The organism is Haloarcula sp. CGMCC 1.2071 (assembly GCF_037078445.1).
GTDB lineage: Archaea > Halobacteriota > Halobacteria > Halobacteriales > Haloarculaceae > Haloarcula > Haloarcula amylolytica.
Genome location: NZ_JAYMGY010000001.1, coordinates 301147 through 318123 on the forward strand (window position 1 = coordinate 301147; position 16977 = coordinate 318123).

Annotated in this window: 13 protein-coding genes; 3 read left to right on the forward strand and 10 right to left on the reverse strand. The window is 65.3% G+C overall.

Annotation, left to right across the window (positions count from 1 at the left end):
- Positions 1 to 180 precede the first annotated feature (180 nt).
- A complete protein-coding gene (locus VI234_RS01520; protein WP_336329060.1) occupies positions 181 to 2061 on the forward strand; it encodes a PAS domain S-box protein in 1881 nt (626 codons plus the stop codon).
- Positions 2062 to 2080: 19 nt separating this feature from the next.
- Here the strand turns inward: VI234_RS01520 and VI234_RS01525 are convergent, their stop codons facing one another.
- From VI234_RS01525 to VI234_RS01570, 10 genes are all read right to left on the reverse strand, one after another.
- Entirely contained in the window at positions 2081 to 2686 is a 606-nt protein-coding gene (locus VI234_RS01525) for a winged helix-turn-helix transcriptional regulator (RefSeq protein WP_336329061.1), read from the reverse strand.
- Positions 2687 to 2738: 52 nt separating this feature from the next.
- On the reverse strand, positions 2739 to 3926 hold the full coding sequence (locus tag VI234_RS01530) for an SPFH domain-containing protein (protein WP_008312485.1): 1188 nt from the start codon (positions 3924 to 3926) through the stop codon (positions 2739 to 2741).
- A gap of 71 nt (positions 3927 to 3997) precedes the next feature.
- Positions 3998 to 4600 (reverse strand): NfeD family protein, encoded by a 603-nt coding sequence (locus VI234_RS01535; RefSeq protein ID WP_008312487.1) that lies wholly within the window; start codon positions 4598 to 4600, stop codon positions 3998 to 4000.
- A gap of 72 nt (positions 4601 to 4672) precedes the next feature.
- Positions 4673 to 5044, reverse strand: coding sequence for a DUF7312 domain-containing protein (locus VI234_RS01540; RefSeq protein WP_336329062.1), 372 nt, complete (start codon positions 5042 to 5044; stop codon positions 4673 to 4675).
- A gap of 45 nt (positions 5045 to 5089) precedes the next feature.
- Complete coding sequence (gene metG, locus VI234_RS01545) at positions 5090 to 7240, reverse strand: methionine--tRNA ligase (protein WP_336329063.1); 2151 nt, start codon at positions 7238 to 7240, stop codon at positions 5090 to 5092.
- Positions 7241 to 7314: 74 nt separating this feature from the next.
- Positions 7315 to 7899 (reverse strand): YqaA family protein, encoded by a 585-nt coding sequence (locus VI234_RS01550; RefSeq protein ID WP_008312493.1) that lies wholly within the window; start codon positions 7897 to 7899, stop codon positions 7315 to 7317.
- A gap of 114 nt (positions 7900 to 8013) precedes the next feature.
- Positions 8014 to 9066 (reverse strand): tyrosine decarboxylase MfnA, encoded by a 1053-nt coding sequence (mfnA, locus tag VI234_RS01555; RefSeq protein WP_336329064.1) that lies wholly within the window; start codon positions 9064 to 9066, stop codon positions 8014 to 8016.
- Positions 9067 to 9210: 144 nt separating this feature from the next.
- Positions 9211 to 10113: an RAD55 family ATPase gene (locus VI234_RS01560; RefSeq protein WP_008312496.1), complete on the reverse strand. Its 903-nt coding sequence runs from the start codon at positions 10111 to 10113 to the stop codon at positions 9211 to 9213.
- 58 nt (positions 10114 to 10171) lie between these two features.
- The gene (ppsA, locus tag VI234_RS01565; protein WP_336329065.1) at positions 10172 to 12478 is read right to left on the reverse strand and encodes a phosphoenolpyruvate synthase; all 2307 of its coding nucleotides are present in this window, start codon (positions 12476 to 12478) and stop codon (positions 10172 to 10174) included.
- 121 nt (positions 12479 to 12599) lie between these two features.
- On the reverse strand, positions 12600 to 13511 hold the full coding sequence (locus VI234_RS01570; RefSeq protein ID WP_336329066.1) for a PhzF family phenazine biosynthesis protein: 912 nt from the start codon (positions 13509 to 13511) through the stop codon (positions 12600 to 12602).
- Positions 13512 to 13653: 142 nt separating this feature from the next.
- Between VI234_RS01570 and VI234_RS01575 the strand changes: the two genes are divergently transcribed.
- A complete protein-coding gene (locus VI234_RS01575; protein ID WP_336329067.1) occupies positions 13654 to 14403 on the forward strand; it encodes a 4-phosphopantoate--beta-alanine ligase in 750 nt (249 codons plus the stop codon).
- Complete coding sequence (locus VI234_RS01580; protein ID WP_336329068.1) at positions 14400 to 16970, forward strand: ATP-binding protein; 2571 nt, start codon at positions 14400 to 14402, stop codon at positions 16968 to 16970. Before VI234_RS01575 ends, VI234_RS01580 begins: the two co-directional genes overlap by 4 nt.
- The last annotated feature ends 7 nt before the right edge of the window (positions 16971 to 16977 follow it).

The window sequence follows — 16977 nt, forward strand, 5'->3', positions numbered from 1 at the left end:
GGATACGTCGGCACTCCCACTCGGCCGTCCAAGCGAGTGAAAACTGTATCCTCACGTAGAGAAAATCCGGTGCCGTCGCTCATTCATCGTTTCAGACGATTTATCCCTGATATATCCGGACACATTGTAAGTGGTGAATGTCTATATTGATAACCATTGAGGCCATAGTTGCACACATCAATGGGCGAGGCTGGCTCCGCCATCCGGGTGCTTCACGTCGACGACGACCGGCAGTACGCAGAGACGACAGCGGCATTCCTCAAGCGAGAACGGACTGCGTTCGACATCGAGACCGCGACGAGTGCAGCAGCGGGCCTGCGTCTGCTCGAAACAGAGCCGGTCGACTGTATCGTTTCCGACTACGAAATGCCCGGCGAGAACGGCATCGACTTCCTCGAATCTGTCCGCGAGGACTACCCTGACCTCCCGTTTATCCTGTACACGGGCCGCGGCAGCGAGGCAGTCGCCGGTGACGCCATCTCCGCGGGCGTCACAGACTATCTACAGAAGACGTCAGACACCAGCCACTACGCCCTTCTCGCGAACCGCATCGTCAACGCCGTCGAACAGTACCGGTCACAGCGCGCCCTCGAAGCGAGTAAAGACAGGCTCTCGCTGTTTATCGACCAGTCGCCGCTCGGGTTCGTCGAGTATAACCAGGACTTCGAAATCGTCCGCGTCAACGACACTCTCACAGAGATATTCGGCTACACCGAGGAGGAACTGGTCGGCGAGACGTGGGAGGTGTTCGTCAGCGACGAAAGCTACGACCACGTCGACGCGGTCACGTCCGCACTTAGCGAGGCCAGCGGTGGCTACCACAGCGTCAACGAGAACGTCCGGAAGGGCGGGGAGCGTATCATGGTCGAGTGGCACAATCGCCTCGTCACTGACGACTCGGGTGGTGTTGTCACTATCTTCTCACACTGTCAGGATGTCACGGAGCGCATCGAGCACGAACAGAACCTCGCCCAGTTACGGGACTTCTTCGCCGAGGCGGAGGAACTCGGCGACCTCGGTGCCTGGGAGTTCGACGAAACCGGGACGTTGACCTGGACAGCGGGCACTCGCCGTATCCACGAGGTCGACGACGACTTCGAGCCGACAATCGAAGAGGGACTGTCCTTCTATCATCCCGAAGACAGGGAGATGGTTTCGGACGCCGTCGATGCGGCCCTCGAAGACGGGGAACCGTACGATATCGAGACCAGGCTCATCACCGCGACAGGCGACCGTCGGTGGGTCCGGACCCACGGCAAACGCGTCGAAGGCGCGGAGAAGCGGACAGTTCGGGGGTTCATCCAGGATATCACCGAACAGAAGGAGCGCGAACGCAGGCTTCGCGTTCAGAACGAGCGACTGGAGTCCTTCGCCAGTGTCGTCAGCCACGACCTTCAGGGACCACTGACAGTCGCACAGGGCCACTTGGAGTTGGCCCAACAGGCAGTGACCAACGACCACCTCGACAGTATCGACAGCGCCCACGAGCGGATGCAGACGCTCATTGACGATATCCTGACGCTGGCACGGGACGGACGCGAGGCGACGACCACCGAGCCCGTCAGTTTACAGACCGCCGCAAGCGCGTGCTGGGAGACTATCGGGACGGAGAACGGGTCTCTGGTGACCGATACGGACAGTGTCGTCGTTGCTGACCCCCGCCGATTGCAGCGCCTGCTGGAGAACCTGTTCCGGAATTGCATGGCACACGGGTCGGAACCCTCGCTCTCGCAGATGCACGAAAACAGCATGGAGCAGGGCTCTGGGGGCAGTCTGAGACAGTCTGACGAGACCGTCGAAAGCGATACCGGAGTGACGGTTACCGTCGGTGACATCGACGACGCCAGCGGTTTCTACGTCGCTGACGACGGTCCGGGGGTTCCCGAAGACGAGCGAGACACGGTGTTCGAAGCGGGCTACTCGACTGCGCCCGAAGGCACCGGCTTCGGCCTCGCAATCGTGGCCGATATCGCCGCCGTCCACGGCTGGGATGTCAGTGTGACCGACAGCGAGTCGGGCGGAGCCAGGTTCGAAATTACCGGTGTTGACCGGGAGACGTAACTCGGCGGAAAGAATCAGCTCAGGGATCGTACCGCAGCAGCGAGTCGGCCTCGCCGGCCAGCGCTGCGACGTCGTCGCCGAACGAGTCGGCATACCGGATAAGCAGTGTCAACACTGTCTCTGGCTCGGTCACCGCGTACCCGTCTTCTCGGGACAGCAGTCCGGCGGACTCCAGGTCGCCGGCGTAGTTGCTCACTGTCGGTCGCGACACGTCGAGTTCGCTGGCCAGTTCAGAGGCCGTCACGTCCGGACGGCGAAGGAGCGTGACGAGCATCCCGCGGGCTGTCGAGCGTCGCAGGTAGCCAAGCGCTACCTGTTCGAACTCGGAGAACTGGCCGGCCGGGAAGTACCGCCGGTAGTCGCCGTCCTTCTGTGAGGCGACGACGTCCTCGTTTTCCAGCCGGTGGAGGTGGTGCTGGGCCTCGCCGGTCCCGAGTTTGAGGTCGTCGCGAAGCTTCGAGAAGTGTGTCCCGGGATGTGCCGAGACGTACCCGGCGATGGCGTCGGGGGCGTCGCTTTCGCTCCCGCTATCGCCGAAGCGGGCAAACGGGCTCGCTGCACCGAGGGCGGCAAAGCGACGGAGCGTCGCCCGCTTGTCCTCGTCCACGTCGCCCTCACGCGTCATTGCTACCGAAAAGGTGGGTCGGTAATAAAACGTCTTCGCCTGGTTATCAGGACTAGTCGTCCTTATCCACTTCTGACGTTCGCGTCGTGTCGTCGGGGCCGCCGGCCACGTCAGTCGTGCTCGGGTCGTCGTCGATTTCGGCGTCCATCTCCTCGATGACGTCGTCGGCGCTGTCGACGCCGGAGTCCTCGCCGTGTTTGATCTTCTGGGCTTCCTCTTCCATGGCTTCGACGTCGACCTGCGCTTCCTCGTCGATCTGGCCGAGGATTTCCTCGATATCGTCGAGGCCGAGCATCTCGCGGGTCTCGTCGTCGAAGTCAAGGGCTTCCAGCGCGTGCCCGTTCTCTTTCACGTCGGAGCCCTGGAGGTGCTTGCCGTAGCGGCCCACCAGCGAGGTGAGTTCCTGCGGGAGGATGAACTTCGTCGACTCGCCCTGGCCGATCTCGGCCAGCGTCTCCATCCCCTTGTCGATAACAGCACGCTCGCCCATCGATTCGGCGGATTTCGCACGCAGCACGGTCGAGATTGCGTCACCCTGAGCTTCCAGGATCTGGCTCTGTTTCTCACCCTGGGCGCGGATGATGTTCGACTGCTTGTCACCTTCCGCCGTCTCGATGGCGGAGCGCCGTTCACCCTGGGCTTCCAGAATCATAGCACGGCGTTTCCGCTCGGCGGAGGTCTGTTGCTCCATGGCCTGCTGGACGTCCTTGGACGGGTTGACCTCGCGGACCTCCACGCTCTCGACGCGAACCCCCCACTCGTCGGTGGGTTCGTCGAGTTCCTTCCGGATGCGGGCGTTGATTTCGCCCCGCTTGTTCAGCGTGTCGTCCAGTTCCATGTCACCCAGCACGGCACGGAGGGTCGTCTGGGCGAGGTTGGAGACGGCGCGCTCGTAGTTATCGACCTCGAGGAAGGCCTTCTTCGGGTCCATCACCTTGATGTAGACGACGGCGTCGGCGGTCACCGGCGAGTTGTCGCGGGTGATTGCCTCCTGCCGTGGCACGTCGAGCGTCTGGGTACGCATGTCGAACCGCGTCACGTCTGAGACGAAGGGATAGATGAAGTGAATCCCCTGGTCGAGGACGCCGCGATAGGTGCCGAGGACCGTGTAGGCACCTTTCTGGTACGGGCGGATGATCACGACGCTGGAGTACACCAGCGCGATGGCGATCAGGAGGAAGATTACGGTAACGAAACCGATGAGTCCTCCGGGTTGTAGCGGTGCTGTCGCGGGGAACATGACAGTCAGACCTCCGGAGCGCTCAAGGAAAAGGCTTCGGTGTCCCTGTCACAAACTACCGAATTACACACCTACGCCCGCTCGGATTCCCGCTCCGGTTCGGCGTCGTCGTTCTCGCTGCCCCGGTTTCGATCACGTTCGAGTGCGCGGTCGATTTCGTCGCTCGCCGACTCTACCGGCTCGACATCCAGCACGTTCCCGCCGCCGGGGTCGATGACGATGACCTCCGTTCCCTCCTCTATCGGGTCGCCGGAACTGCGGGCCTGATAGTACGGATTGAAGCCGCCGTCTTCCAGTTTGACCTCGCCGTCACTTCGGGTCACGCGCTCGGTCACAGTCCCGAACTGGCCAGTAAGCGAGTCGGAACTGAGCGTTTGGCCGCGGCCCGGCGCGGCGAAATCGAGCTTTCGATACCCCCAGAGCGTGACCGCCGTGGTCGCCAGGACGATGACTGTGAGGATGAGCGGCGCGAAGATGCCCAGGCTCGCTGGGATGAACAGCCCGACCAGCCCCGCTGTCAGCAGGGCCACGCCGAGGACGAAGAAGTGAGTCCCGGGGGCGAGTGCTTCGCCCACGATGAGGCCCGCGCCGGCCAGAAACAGCAGGATGGAGAGCGACATACCTAACAGTGGTTCGGTCTGCAGTGTGGCAACTGCCGCCAGCGGGTTCACCATGCCCCGACTTAGTGTCGGAGCAGGATTAAGTGTCGGGGTAGAGAGCGCGACTCTGAAGGTGCCGATGTAGCCTCACGCATCGCTCGTCCGGACAAAGAACCCGTACAGTACAGCGGTTCCGAGCGCGACAGACAGGACCACGCCGCCGAGTATGGACGGCGCGTACATCTCCGCCCCGAGGAACATCCGTCCGAGGGCGAGAATCGCGATGCAGACCCCCAGCGCGACGAAGACAACGTTCTCAGGCTTCGGCGCATCGGGAGTCACTTCCAGGTCCGGGGCGAACGAGCCCGCGACCGCGCCCTCCTCCTCGTCGGCCGCGTCCGTATCGGCCGCGTCACCGTCGACCTGAATCACGTCGGCTTCCGTCGCCAGTTCGTACTCCTCGGTGAACGTGTCACCCGTAGCGGCCGTATCGTCTCGTGCGGCCCCGTCGTCATCCATGGTCTGTGATACGTGCCGTGACTACAAAAGCGCTGGCGACTGGGCTTACTTGATGCGGGTCCCCAGCGGCGCGTCCTCGTGGGTGGTCAGCAGGTCCGCCTCGTCACCGGCGGCCAGCACCATCCCGTTGGATTCGATGCCGAACAGCTCGGCCTTCTCCATGTTCGCGAGGAGGATAACGCGCGTCCCGGGGAGGGCCTCGGCGTCGTGGAGCTGTCGCAGGCCGGCGACGACCTGTCGGACCTCGTGGCCGATATCGACTTCCAGGCGCAGGAGTTTGTCCGCGCCCTCGACCGGCTCGGCGCTGCGAATCTCGCCGACGCGCATGTCGACGCCCTCGAAGTCCTCGAAGCTGATGCGGTCCTCGACGAGTGGCTGGAGGTCGGCGGTGTCCACGTCGTCGTCCCCGTCATCTCCGGCGGCTTCGCCGCCGTCGTTCGAGGCTTCTGTCGAAGCCTCGCTGGCCTCCTCGACCCGCTCCTGCAGTTCCTCGTTCAGGGCTTCGATGTGGTCGTCCTCGACCTGCTCGAACAGCTCCGCGGGCTCGCCGAACTCGGCCGGCGGCGCTTCGAGCGCGCTGTCGAGGGTCACGTCAGCGACGGAGCCCTGTTCGCCGAGCTGGCCCCAGAGGCGCTCGGCCTTGCCCGGCAGGACGGGCTGCATGAGCACCGCGACAGCCTTGGTCAACTGCACACAGTCGCGGATGACCTGTTCGGCGCGGTCAGGGTCGTCGTCGACGAGGTTCCACGGCTCGTTGCGCTGGATGTACTCGTTGCCGTAGTTCGAGAGTTCGATGGCGATTTCGGCCAGTTCACGCACGTCGTACTCTCGGACGGCGGTCTCGAAGTCCTCGATTGCCGACTCGATTCGGTCGCGAACGTCGTCGCTGACGGCGGCATCGGGCGTCCCGTCGTAGTTGCGCTCGGCGAACAGCAGCGAGCGGTAGATGAAGTTGCCGACGTTGCCGACGAGTTCGCCGTTGACCCGCTCCTGGAAGCGGTCCCAGGAGAAGTCCACGTCGGTGTCGATCTGTGCGCCAGTGGCGATGTAGTACCGGAACAGGTCGGGGTGGAAGCCGGCATCGAGGTACTCGTCGGCCCAGACGGCGCGGTTGCGCGAGGTCGAGAGCGCCTTGCCGTCGATGCCGACGAACCCGGTCGCCAGAATCGACCGGGGCTCGTTGTAGCCCGCGCCGCGCAACATTACGGGCCAGAACACCGCGTGGTGCTGAATGATGTCTCGGCCGATAACGTGGATAATCTCGCCGTTGTCGTCGGTCCAATCGTCGTCCCACTCGGTGCCGTGGTGTTCTTCGCCGTCGACTTTCCAGACCTGCTCCCAGTCGTACTCGTCGTCGCCGACGCGCTCGGAGTACTGCTTCGTCGAGGCAACGTACTCGATAGGCGCGTCGACCCAGACGTACAGCACGAGGTCCTCGCCGCCATCAACGTCTTCGGGATAGTCCACACCCCAGTCCATGTCCCGCGTGATACAGAGGTCCTGCAGTTCGCCCTCGATCCACTCGCGGGGCTGGTTCTGGGCGTTGTCGGTGCCTTCCAGACGGTCGAGGAAGCCCTGGAGGTACTCCTGGAAGTCTGCAAGCCGAAGGAACTTGTGCTCGCGAGTGCGGTACTCGGCGGGGTTGCCGGTCAGCGTCGAGACGGGGTCCTCGATCTCGCCGGGTTCGAGGTGGCGCTGACACCCCTCGTCGCACTCGTCACCGCGGGCCTGCTCGCCGCAGTAGGGACAGGTCCCCTCGACGTAACGGTCGGGGAGGGGCTGGTCCTCCTCGGTGTCCCAGGCGACCTCGATCTCTTTTTCGTGGACGTGGTCGTTTTCGACCCACGAGCGGACGAACTCCTGAGTCAGCTCGACGTTGGTCTCGTCGTCAGTGTGCCCGTAGTTGTCGAACTCGATGTTGAACTGCGGGAACGTCTCGGCGTAGGTCTCGTGGAAGTCAAGCGCGAACTCCCGCGGCTCGACACCCTCTTCGGCGGCGTTGACCGCCACCGGTGTGCCGTGCATGTCCGACCCCGAAACGAACGCCGTCTGCTGGCCGATTCGCCGGAGGGAGCGCGACAGTGCGTCCCCGTCGACGTACGTCCGGAGGTGGCCGACGTGCAAGTCACCGTTCGCGTAGGGCAACCCACAGGTCACGACCGCCGGCTGGTCCGTCGGAAACTCGTCGTTGCTCATACCTGTTCGTGTGCCACCGACGGGTCAAAAGGGGGTTGGTTTCGGCGTGACTGCCGCGCTCTGAGTCTGCCCAGTCACAACAGCGCGAGCGTGCCGCCGGCAAGCCCGAGTGTCACGACAAGCCGCCCGGCACTGCCGAAGAACGTCGCCACACCGAACCGATAGTAGTCGCGTTCGAGGACGGTGAACGCGTAGATAGAGATCGTATCGGGGAAGAAGGGAACACAGAGCGCGAGCGCCAGGCCGACGTAGCCGTACTTCTGTGCGAGCTGTACCGTCTTCTTCTCCGACCATTCGATGATATTGAACCGTGAGCGCTTGATCCAGCGCACGAGTGGGCCGTACTCCTTTGCCTCCTGACCGATGTGGAAGGCGACGAGACTGCCGAAAGCCTTCCCGAGACCACTGACGAGGATAATCGCCACCAGATTCCCGTTCGTAGAGAGTCCAAGCCGAAGCGTTTCGGCCGGAACCAGCACGACCTCGCTCGGGAGCGGGAGAATGAACGCGATCAGAAACGAGTACACCGCGATGATACCCAGTCCGGTTGGACCGGTGGCCGTACAGACGGCCTCTTCCAGCGGCGACAGTGGGGTGCCGGCGGTCGTACAGTCACCGATGAAGGCAATGAACGCTGTGGTCGGTACTACCAGGTCCACGACCCTCTGTAGCAAACAGGCACTTCTAAACCTTCGTATGTCTTCTCGGGAGTAGTCAATACCAGTATGTTCGGGACCGAGGGCGGCGACGCAGTACCAGTCGAAGTCCGAGACTCAGTACCAGTCGAGGTCCGCCACGAACGACCGCAGCATCGACCGCGTAACGTGGGGCATACACACGACGCGCATCTCGCCGGCCCCGGTCTTCGAGACCCGCCAGCCGCGGTCCCGGAGTTCGTCGGTCATCGGCATCGAGAGGTCGGCCGCGACGAGCGGGAGTTCGGGACCGACCACGTCGTGGCCCCGCGCCGTCAGCTGGTCGGCCAGCCAGTCGGCGTTGGCCATCGACGTTTCGTACTGCTGCTCGTAGCCCGCCGGCCACAGCGACTCCATCGCCGCGACGGCGGAGGCCACGCCAGCACCCGAGCGCGTGCCGGTCAGCGTGAGCTGGTCCGTCGACTCAAGATACGGCGTTTCGACGGCGAGTTCGTCGAGCAACGAGCGGTCACGCGCGAGCAGTCCGCCGGCGGGGACCGCCGCCTGCCCGACCTTGTGCGGGTCAATCGTCATCGTGTCCACGTCCGCGTGGCCGAAGTGCCAGTCGTGGTCGGTAAACGGGAGGTAGAAACCGCCCCACGCCGCGTCGACGTGACAGAGTGCGTCGACCGTCTCGGCGAGGTCGGCGATAGCCGGGATCGGGTCGACGTAGCCGTACTCGGTCGAGCCGGCGACGCCGACGACACACACCGTGTCTTCGTCGACGAGTTCGGCCATCGCTTCCATGTTGGCGTGGTAGTCCGTCGCTGGCGCGGTTCGCAGCTCCACGCCCAGCACGTCAGCTGCCTTGGTAAAGGAGAAGTGCGCGTGGACGGGCGCGACCACGTTCGGGTCGTCCGTGTCGCTGCGGTTACGGGCGATGCGTATCGCCTGGAGGTTGGCCTCCGTCCCGCCCGAGGCGACGTAGCCCGCGGGGTCCGAGAGCCCGGTGATGTCGCCGAGATAGTCGACGGCCTCGCGTTCCAGGTCGGCGACGGTCTCGTACGTACCGGGGTCCCCGGGGTTCGTCGCGAGGAAGCGTTCCGCCGCTTCGCGTGCCGACGGATGTGGTACGGTACACATCGACGAGAGGACGCGCTCGAAGTCCTGTGGCTCTGCCCGCTGGAGCATCTATCGCGAGTATAGAGGGGGAGCGGTTTAGCCGTTGTGCTCGGGGATGTCCGTTGTCTGCTGTTTATTCGTCCTGACGGCGAAACGGTGGCCAGAACGGGGCAGTCGTCCGTAGTTGGTCCTGTAGCGCTCGTACCAACCGAATTACCAGTTCGACGGCCCGATCTTCTTCGTCGCTTTCGCGCGAAAGCCCGTGGGACCGATCAGCGACTCGAAGACGGTCTGGCGCTCGGTGTCGAGCGCGCCGCCGAAGGAGCCGACTCGCATCGTCCGATACGTCTCGAACCCCTTGTCGTTGGAGTAGAAGTAGACGCTGCCGTGCAGCAGGCCGTGGATGAGTTCGTCCGACCGCACGTCGCCCGCGGGCCGGTCGAGTTTGACGAAGGCCACGGTCCCCCAGTTGACGACCGCCTCCCGGAGCCCCATGAGGAACGCGATTTCGTGGTTCTGGGGTAGACCGAACTCCGTCGCCCGTTCGAGGTCGGTCAGCGAGTCGATGACGATGAGCGTCTCCGCGGCGTCGCTCACCCGGTCGCTGATGTCGGCAAGCAGTTTCTCGAAGGTCCCCTCGTCGGGCTCCGACTCGGGTGGCTCCGCGTCGGGCTGTTCGATTTCGGCGTCGCTCCGTCGCGCATCGAACAGCGGCTCCGGAACCGGCAACAGCTCCATGAAGCGCTGGGAGAAATCGGCGACAGTCATGTTGTCTGTGAGCGTATCGAACTGGTAGCCGTCGAGCACGGCGTCGAGTTCGCTGTAAACGTGTTCGCGGTCGTGCGAGAGCGTGATGTAGGTCACCGAATCGGGAATTGCCTCGCTCCGCCGGGCGATGCCGTTCGGGACCATCTCGGGCCGGTGTTTCGCGAGCATCAGCGTCGCGAGACTCGTGTAGGTGAACGCGTCGCCGCCCGCGTCCGACGCCCCGGCCAGCAGGACCGTGCTCCCGGTCGGAATCCCGCGGACCTGTCCGTCCAGTCCGGGGATGCCGAAAGGGATGTAGGACACACCGGAACTGATACTCTTGGCTTCCGGTGTCGATTCGGGTGCCATACCGCAACGAAGCGAACGGTGCAAAAAAATCTGCTGGCTACGTCAGGCGGTTGCGGCCTCAGCGGACCGATTCCAGCAGCAGGCGCTGTTCGACGCGCTTGACCTCGTGCTGGACGTCACGCACGGCGTCGATGTTCGGCGAGATGGACGTGACCCCCTCGTCGACGAGGAAGTCGACCATCCGCGGCTTCGAGGCGGCCTGTCCGCAGATGCTCGTGGCGACGTCGTACTCGCGGCAGGTCCCGATGACCTGGCGCATGAGTTCCAGGACGGCCGGGTGGAGTTCGTCGAAGCGGCTGGCGACGTTGCCGTTGTTGCGGTCGAGGGCGAGCGTGTACTGGGTGAGGTCGTTCGTCCCGAAGGAGACGAAGTCGATGCCCGTCTCGCAGATGTCCTCGATGGAGAGCGCGCTCGCCGGCGTCTCGATCATGACGCCCCAGTCGCGCTTCTCGGGGTCGATGCCGACCTCCTGCATCAGCGCCTTCGCCCGCAGGATGTCCTCGGCGTCGGTGACAAGCGGGAGCATCAGTTCGACGTTGTCGTAGCCCAGGTCGTACAGGCGCTCGAACGCACGGAGTTCGAGCTTGAACTCGCCGGGTCGGTCGAGCGAGCGCCGGATACCCCGATAGCCGAGCATCGGGTTGTGCTCGCTCGGCTCGTCCTCGCCGCCCTGGAGCTGTCGGAACTCGTCGGAGGGGGCATCGAGGGTCCGGACCCGGACCGGCCGCGGGTAGAACGCCTCGGCCACTGAGCGGACACCCTCGACGATTTCGTCGACGTAGGCGCGCTCGCCGTGGTCCTCGACGTAACGCGAGGGCGTCTTGTCCGTCGAGAGGATCATGTGCTCGATGCGCAGCAGGCCGACGCCGTCGGCCCCCGTCGCGGCGGCCCGTTCGGCGGCCTCCGGAATGGAGACGTTGACCTTGACCTCCGTTCCGGTCATCGGTTTGACGGGCGAGTGTGCCTCGACCGGCCCGGCGTCCTCTTCCTCGCCGGTCGTCTCGGGAACCTTGGCCCCTTTCTCGACTGTGCCCTTGTCGCCGTCGAGCGTGACCGTCTCGCCGTCCCGGAGCTTCTGTGTCGCGTCCTCGGCACCGACGACGGCCGGAACGCCGAGTTCGCGGGAGACGATGGCGGCGTGGCTGGTCATCCCGCCCTCGTCGGTGATGATGCCGTTGGCGCGTTTCATCGCCGGGACCATGTCCGGCGTGGTCATTTCGGCGACGATGATGTCGCCGTCCTCGACCTTGTCGAGGTTGTCGAGCTTGTCGACGATGCGGACGACGCCGGTGACTCGGCCCGGTGCGGAGCCGATTCCGGAGAGCCGAACCGGCTCGGACTGGCTCTCCATCGACCCGCCGTCAGCCACTCCGGACGCTCCCTCGGGCTGGCTCTCGACATCTGTGGCTGCCTCGCCGTCCGCGTCGGACTCGTCGATGGTGGTGATCGGTCGGGACTGGAGCAGGTACACCTCGTCCTCGTAGATGGCCCACTCGACGTCCTGTGGAGAGTCGTAGTGGTCCTCGATGCGCTCCCCGACCTCGATGAGCCGGTGAATCTCTTCGTCAGAAAGGACGCGCTCGTTGCGCTTCTCCTCGGGGACGGAGCGCTCGATTGTCTCGCCGTCTTCACCCCGAACACACATCACCTTCTTGTCGGCGACGGTCACCTCGTCGATGGTGCCCGTCTCGCGGTCGACGATGTAGTTGTCGGGCGAAACCGCACCGGAGACGACCGCTTCGCCCAGCCCCCACGCGGCCTCGATGATGGCCGTCGGGCCGCCGGTCGAGGGGTGGCTGGTGAACATGACGCCGGACTTCTCCGCGTCGACCATCTGCTGGACGACGACGGCGATGTCCACGGCGTCGTGCGCGAAGTCGTTCTCGTTGCGGTAGTAGATAGCCCGCTGTGTGAACAGCGAGGCCCAGCACTCCTTGACTCGTTGCAGGAGATCCGCACGCGAGACGTTCAGGTACGTGTCCTGCTGGCCGGCGAAGGAGGCGTCCGGGAGGTCCTCGGCGGTCGCTGAGGACCGCACCGCAACGTCCTCGTCGCCCATCTCGTCGTAGGCGGCCAGCAGGTCCTCGCGGACCGACGGTGGGGTGTCGGTTTCCAGGATCAGCTCCTGGGCGCGTTCGGCCGCCTCGGCCAGCGCCTGCGAGTCGTCGCTGTCGACATCGACGGCCTCGAACAGCGGCTCGTCGATTCCAGTTGCTTCGATGAACGACCGATACGTGTCGGCGGTAACGACGAACGCCGACGGAACGGGGAGGCCCGCTCCGGTCAGTTCTCCGAGAGACGCCGCCTTGCCGCCGACCCGCGCCAGGTCGTCGGCACCGATTTCGTCGAGCCACAGTGTTGGCATGGACTCATTCGTACCATCTTCAACGACAATTAAGGATGTTCCGGTTGCAACCAGTGAGAGATCGCTCTTCACTCGATTTCGAGTGAATTAGGCGGTCAGGCTGCCGGTGCGGTGTGGACAGTCACGCTTCGATAATATCGTCGTCGTCAACAGCAGGGACAGTGACCGTCCCGTCCAATGCGGTCACGCCCCGACCGCCGACCCACACCTCGGTCCCGTCGGTGTCGACCGACACCGTCCCGGGCCGGTCGCGGAAGTGCCCGCCCTCGGCGATGATCTGCTCGACGGTGTCATCGAGCGCCCCGTAGCGACGAACGAACGCCGCGCAGGCTCCCGACGCTGCCGCGCTTACCGGCTCTTCTATCCGGCCACCCGCTCGGAAGGCTCGGCCGTGGAACGTCGACCGGCGCGTTGCGTCGCCGCCAACGGTGTCGAAGGTGAACGGGTACACGCCGACTGCGTTCGCGCGGTCACAGAGCGAGGCGACGGCAGCCCCGTCCACGGCGAGGTTACTCAGATGCTCGAAGTAGTTGACCGGGACCATGAGCCACACCTCGCCCGCGTCGGCCGTCACGAGCGGGAGGTCCGCACCCACGTCCTTGAGCGTGGCCGCGTCGAGTCCGAGCGCGTCCGCGACATCGCTGTAGGGGATATCGACCTCGGTGATGTCGGTCCGGCCCTGCTCGACCCAGACCATCCCGTTCGGTTTGGTTTCGACGGCGATGTCGTCCCCGGCAGTGGCAACGGTCCATTCGGCGTCGTCAATCTCGCCGCGCTCGTAGAGCGCCGCGTGAGCCGCAATCGTCGCCGTCTCAGCCCGGTCCAGTTCCTCGGTCGGCGAGAAACAGCGAAGCCGGCGGTCGGCGTCCGCCGCCGGCAGGACGAACGCCGTCTCGGTGGCCCCCAGTTCGCTGGCGACGGCCTGCATCTGGTCGTCGGTCAGTCCGTCGGCCTCGGGGACGACGCCGGTCGGTGTGCCCGCCGTCGGCTCCGAGGCGAACGCGTCGACAAGCAACGCCTGTCGGGTATCCATGGCACGGAGTTGTGCTGACCCGCAGATAATCTTTTCCGGAGCTAGCCATCGTCGTCTGGTGATCGGTTCCGGTGAGACACGCAACAACGCCCGGGACGCGCCTGACGGACGACTTTAGTACAGGGAGGTATCACTGGAACGTATGAGCGAGGACGTCGACCTCCCTGAGAGCCACCCCCGCTACGAGTCGCTTTTGACCCGCCATCGGATCGAGGCGGGCGTCGACCGCGGTATCACCTCCCGCCAGGGCCTCATCGCCCAGGGCCGTGGCGAGGCCTTCGACTACCTGCTGGGCGAGCGCACCATCGACAGCGCCGACGACGCCGAGCGTGCCGCCGCGGCACACCTCCTGTCCGCCGAGCACGCCGTCGTCTCGGTCAACGGCAACGCCGCCGCCCTCGTGCCCGGCGAACTCGTCGAACTGGCCGAGGTGACCGGCGCAGACCTCGAAGTGAACCTGTTCAACCGGACCGAGGAGCGCATCGAGGCCATCGCCAAGTACCTCCGCGAGCACGGGGCAACGGACGTGAAGGGGCTCACCGCTGACGGGCGCATCCCCGGACTCGACCACGAGCGCGCGAAGGTCGACGCCGACGGCATCGGCGCGGCGGACGTGGTGCTCGTCCCGCTGGAGGACGGTGACCGCGCCGAGGCGCTGGGTGAGATGGGGAAGACGGAACTGGTCATCGACCTCAATCCCCAGAGCCGCTCGGCGGAGGTGGCGACGGTGCCCATCATCGACAACATCATCCGCGCGATACCGACCATCACCGAGCACGCTCGGGACCTCCGTGGTGACCCGGACGCCCAGCGGGACGCCATCGAGACCTTCGACGCCGACAGCGCCTTGACTGCCGCCGAGCGGACGATTCGGGAGGGCGACCTCGAATGAGCCTGCCGCCGTACATCTACGCCGACCGGCGGATACCCGACGAGGAAACCGTCAGGGAAACCCTCGACCAGCGGACAATGACCGCCTTCGGCGATACCGAGCAACTCGAACGGCTCCACCGGGTGTTCTATCCGGTGTTCAAAGTCGACTACGAGTACGAGACCGGCGAGGGGAAGCTGTTCGGCACGACGACGAAGTCCGAGACGGCGTTTCTCGACGGTCTCTGGGCGGACAACGACCGGGCCGTCTCGCAGTACGTCGACGACACCGACGCGGTGGTCCGCCGGCCGACGGGCGATTACGATTTCGGCCGCAACGACCCGGCGCTGGGCCGCTCCGTCCTGCTGCAGTTTCAGGTCACTGACGACGACGCCCGGTCGCTGCTGCCACAGCGGGTCGCGGAGTACCGCGAACAGCAACACGATGCCGCCTCGGGCGCTGCGAACGTGTTCCTCCGGAAACTGCGCGAGTCCTACGGGCTTCCCGGAGATTTCGACCCCGACGGGTTCGACGGCGTGACCGGCGTCGAACGCCTGTATCTCCCCTTCTGGCTCGCCGAGTACCACTCACCGGACAGCTCGGACGTCAAGCTCGTCACGTTCCGGGACCCGGACGCCCCGACCGAGGATCTGAAACGCCACGGCTGGCTCGCGGAGTTCCTCAGCGCCGAACCCCGCCGGCTGGCCGAGTACGGCTACGAGGTCAACCCCGACCGGCTCGAACGGAACATCCGAGAGCGGATCGACCAATCCGACGACTCCGGCTCGGCCGGGACGGACCGGGACTCTACTCCCAGTCGTGGCAGTTCCGACGACGACGATGACGGCGCGCCCTCGATAAACCGCGAACGACCCTCGGACGACGGCTCGGTTGTCCAGCCCGACGGCGTCGACATGCAGGCCGACGGGCTAGTCGACCCGAACCCGTCCCGGAGCTTCGCCGACGTGGGCGGGATGTCCGAGCTTCTGGAGACGCTCAACCACAAGGTCGTCAGGCCCTTGCAGGACCCGAGTGCCTTCGAGGAGTACGGCATCGGCGTCGTCAACGGCGTCCTGCTGCACGGGCCGCCCGGCTGTGGGAAGACACACGTCGCGGGTGCGCTCGCGGGCGAAGTCGACCACGCCTTCATCGAGGTCACGCCTGCCGACGTGACCAGCAAGTACATGGGCGAACCCGCACAGAAGGTCGAGGAGCTGTTCCAGATCGCCCGCGCGAACGCGCCCTGTATCCTCTTCATCGACGAAATCGACGGCATCGCTGGCGCGCGTGACGGCGATAGCAACATGAACAGCAGCGAGCAGCAGTTGGTCAATCAGCTGCTCACCGAACTCGAAGGGATCGCCGACGAGGACGTGGTCGTGCTGGGCGCGACGAATCTCGTCGAGGACGTGGACGACGCTATCCGCCGCTCGGGCCGGTTCGACGAGCGCGTGGAGGTCCCGCCGCCGGACCCCGCGGCGCGAACGCAGATCCTGGAAATTCACCTCGCCGGCCGGCCGACGGCGGCCGACATCGACCTCGACCCCGTGGTCGAGGAGACGGCCGGCTTCGCGGCCAGCGACATCGAACTCCTCGCCGAGGACGCAGCCCGCAAGGCGTTACGGGCGGACGACGCAATCGGGACGGACCATCTCATGCAGGCCGCCACTGAAACCGACACCAGCATTCCGGACTGGGTCGACCCCGAGATGGTCGCCGAGAACGGCGTCGTCCAGCCCGACGGCGTCGACCTGCAGGCCAGTTCGCTCGTCGAAACCGACCCGGGACGCGACTTCAGCGGCGTGGGCGGGATGGGCGAACTGAAGGACCGCCTCGAAGACACGGTCATCGACCCGCTCGAGAACGCCGACGCCTACGCCGAGTACGGCATCGACGTGCTCTCCGGCCTGTTGCTGTACGGCCCGCCCGGCTGTGGGAAGACCCACCTCGCCGGCGCGCTCGCGGGCGAACTCGACCACAGCTTCGTCGAGATCAGCCCCGCGGACGTGACCAGCAAGTGGATGGGCGAGCCGGCCCGCAACGTCGCCGAGGTGTTCGAGGTGGCCCGCGCGAACGCCCCCTGCGTGCTGTTCATCGACGAAATCGACGGCATCGCGGGTTCGCGGCGCGGCTCGATGAACACGAGCGAGCAGCAGTTGGTCAATCAGTTGCTCACTGAACTCGAAGGCGCGGCGGCCGACGACATCGTCGTGGTCGCGGCGACGAACTTCGTCGAGGACATCGACGCGGCGCTGCGGCGCTCGGGCCGCTTCGACGAGCGCGTGGAGGTGCCACCGCCGGACGCCGAGGCCCGCAAGCAGATTCTGGAGATCCACCTGCAGGACCGGCCTGTCGCCGGTGATATCGACTGGGACGCCATCATTGAGCCGACGGCTGGCTACGCCGCCAGCGACCTCGAGCTCGTCGCCGAGGACGCGGCGCGGCACGCCTTGCGAGACGGCTCGGAGATAACACAGGCGCATCTCGAAACCGCCGTCTGGGAAACGCATTCGAGCATCGCCGACTGGGACGACCGGGAGCGTTATCAGGGGGCTGAAGGGACCGCGGACCTTGGGCTCGGGTCCTGAGGCCGGG

Excerpts from the sequence above, each read along its gene's own strand:
- VI234_RS01535 (WP_008312487.1), bottom strand. The coding sequence starts at position 4,600 with ATGGTGAACCCGCTGGCGGCAGTTGCCACACTGCAGACCGAACCACTG.
- metG (WP_336329063.1), bottom strand. The coding sequence starts at position 7,240 with ATGAGCAACGACGAGTTTCCGACGGACCAGCCGGCGGTCGTGACCTGT.
- ppsA (WP_336329065.1), bottom strand. The coding sequence starts at position 12,478 with ATGCCAACACTGTGGCTCGACGAAATCGGTGCCGACGACCTGGCGCGG.
- VI234_RS01530 (WP_008312485.1), bottom strand. The coding sequence starts at position 3,926 with ATGTTCCCCGCGACAGCACCGCTACAACCCGGAGGACTCATCGGTTTC.
- VI234_RS01540 (WP_336329062.1), bottom strand. The coding sequence starts at position 5,044 with ATGGATGACGACGGGGCCGCACGAGACGATACGGCCGCTACGGGTGAC.
- VI234_RS01525 (WP_336329061.1), bottom strand. The coding sequence starts at position 2,686 with ATGACGCGTGAGGGCGACGTGGACGAGGACAAGCGGGCGACGCTCCGT.
- VI234_RS01560 (WP_008312496.1), bottom strand. The coding sequence starts at position 10,113 with ATGGCACCCGAATCGACACCGGAAGCCAAGAGTATCAGTTCCGGTGTG.
- VI234_RS01520 (WP_336329060.1), top strand. The coding sequence starts at position 181 with ATGGGCGAGGCTGGCTCCGCCATCCGGGTGCTTCACGTCGACGACGAC.
- VI234_RS01575 (WP_336329067.1), top strand. The coding sequence starts at position 13,654 with ATGAGCGAGGACGTCGACCTCCCTGAGAGCCACCCCCGCTACGAGTCG.
- VI234_RS01580 (WP_336329068.1), top strand. The coding sequence starts at position 14,400 with ATGAGCCTGCCGCCGTACATCTACGCCGACCGGCGGATACCCGACGAG.
- VI234_RS01570 (WP_336329066.1), bottom strand. The coding sequence starts at position 13,511 with ATGGATACCCGACAGGCGTTGCTTGTCGACGCGTTCGCCTCGGAGCCG.
- mfnA (WP_336329064.1), bottom strand. The coding sequence starts at position 9,066 with ATGCTCCAGCGGGCAGAGCCACAGGACTTCGAGCGCGTCCTCTCGTCG.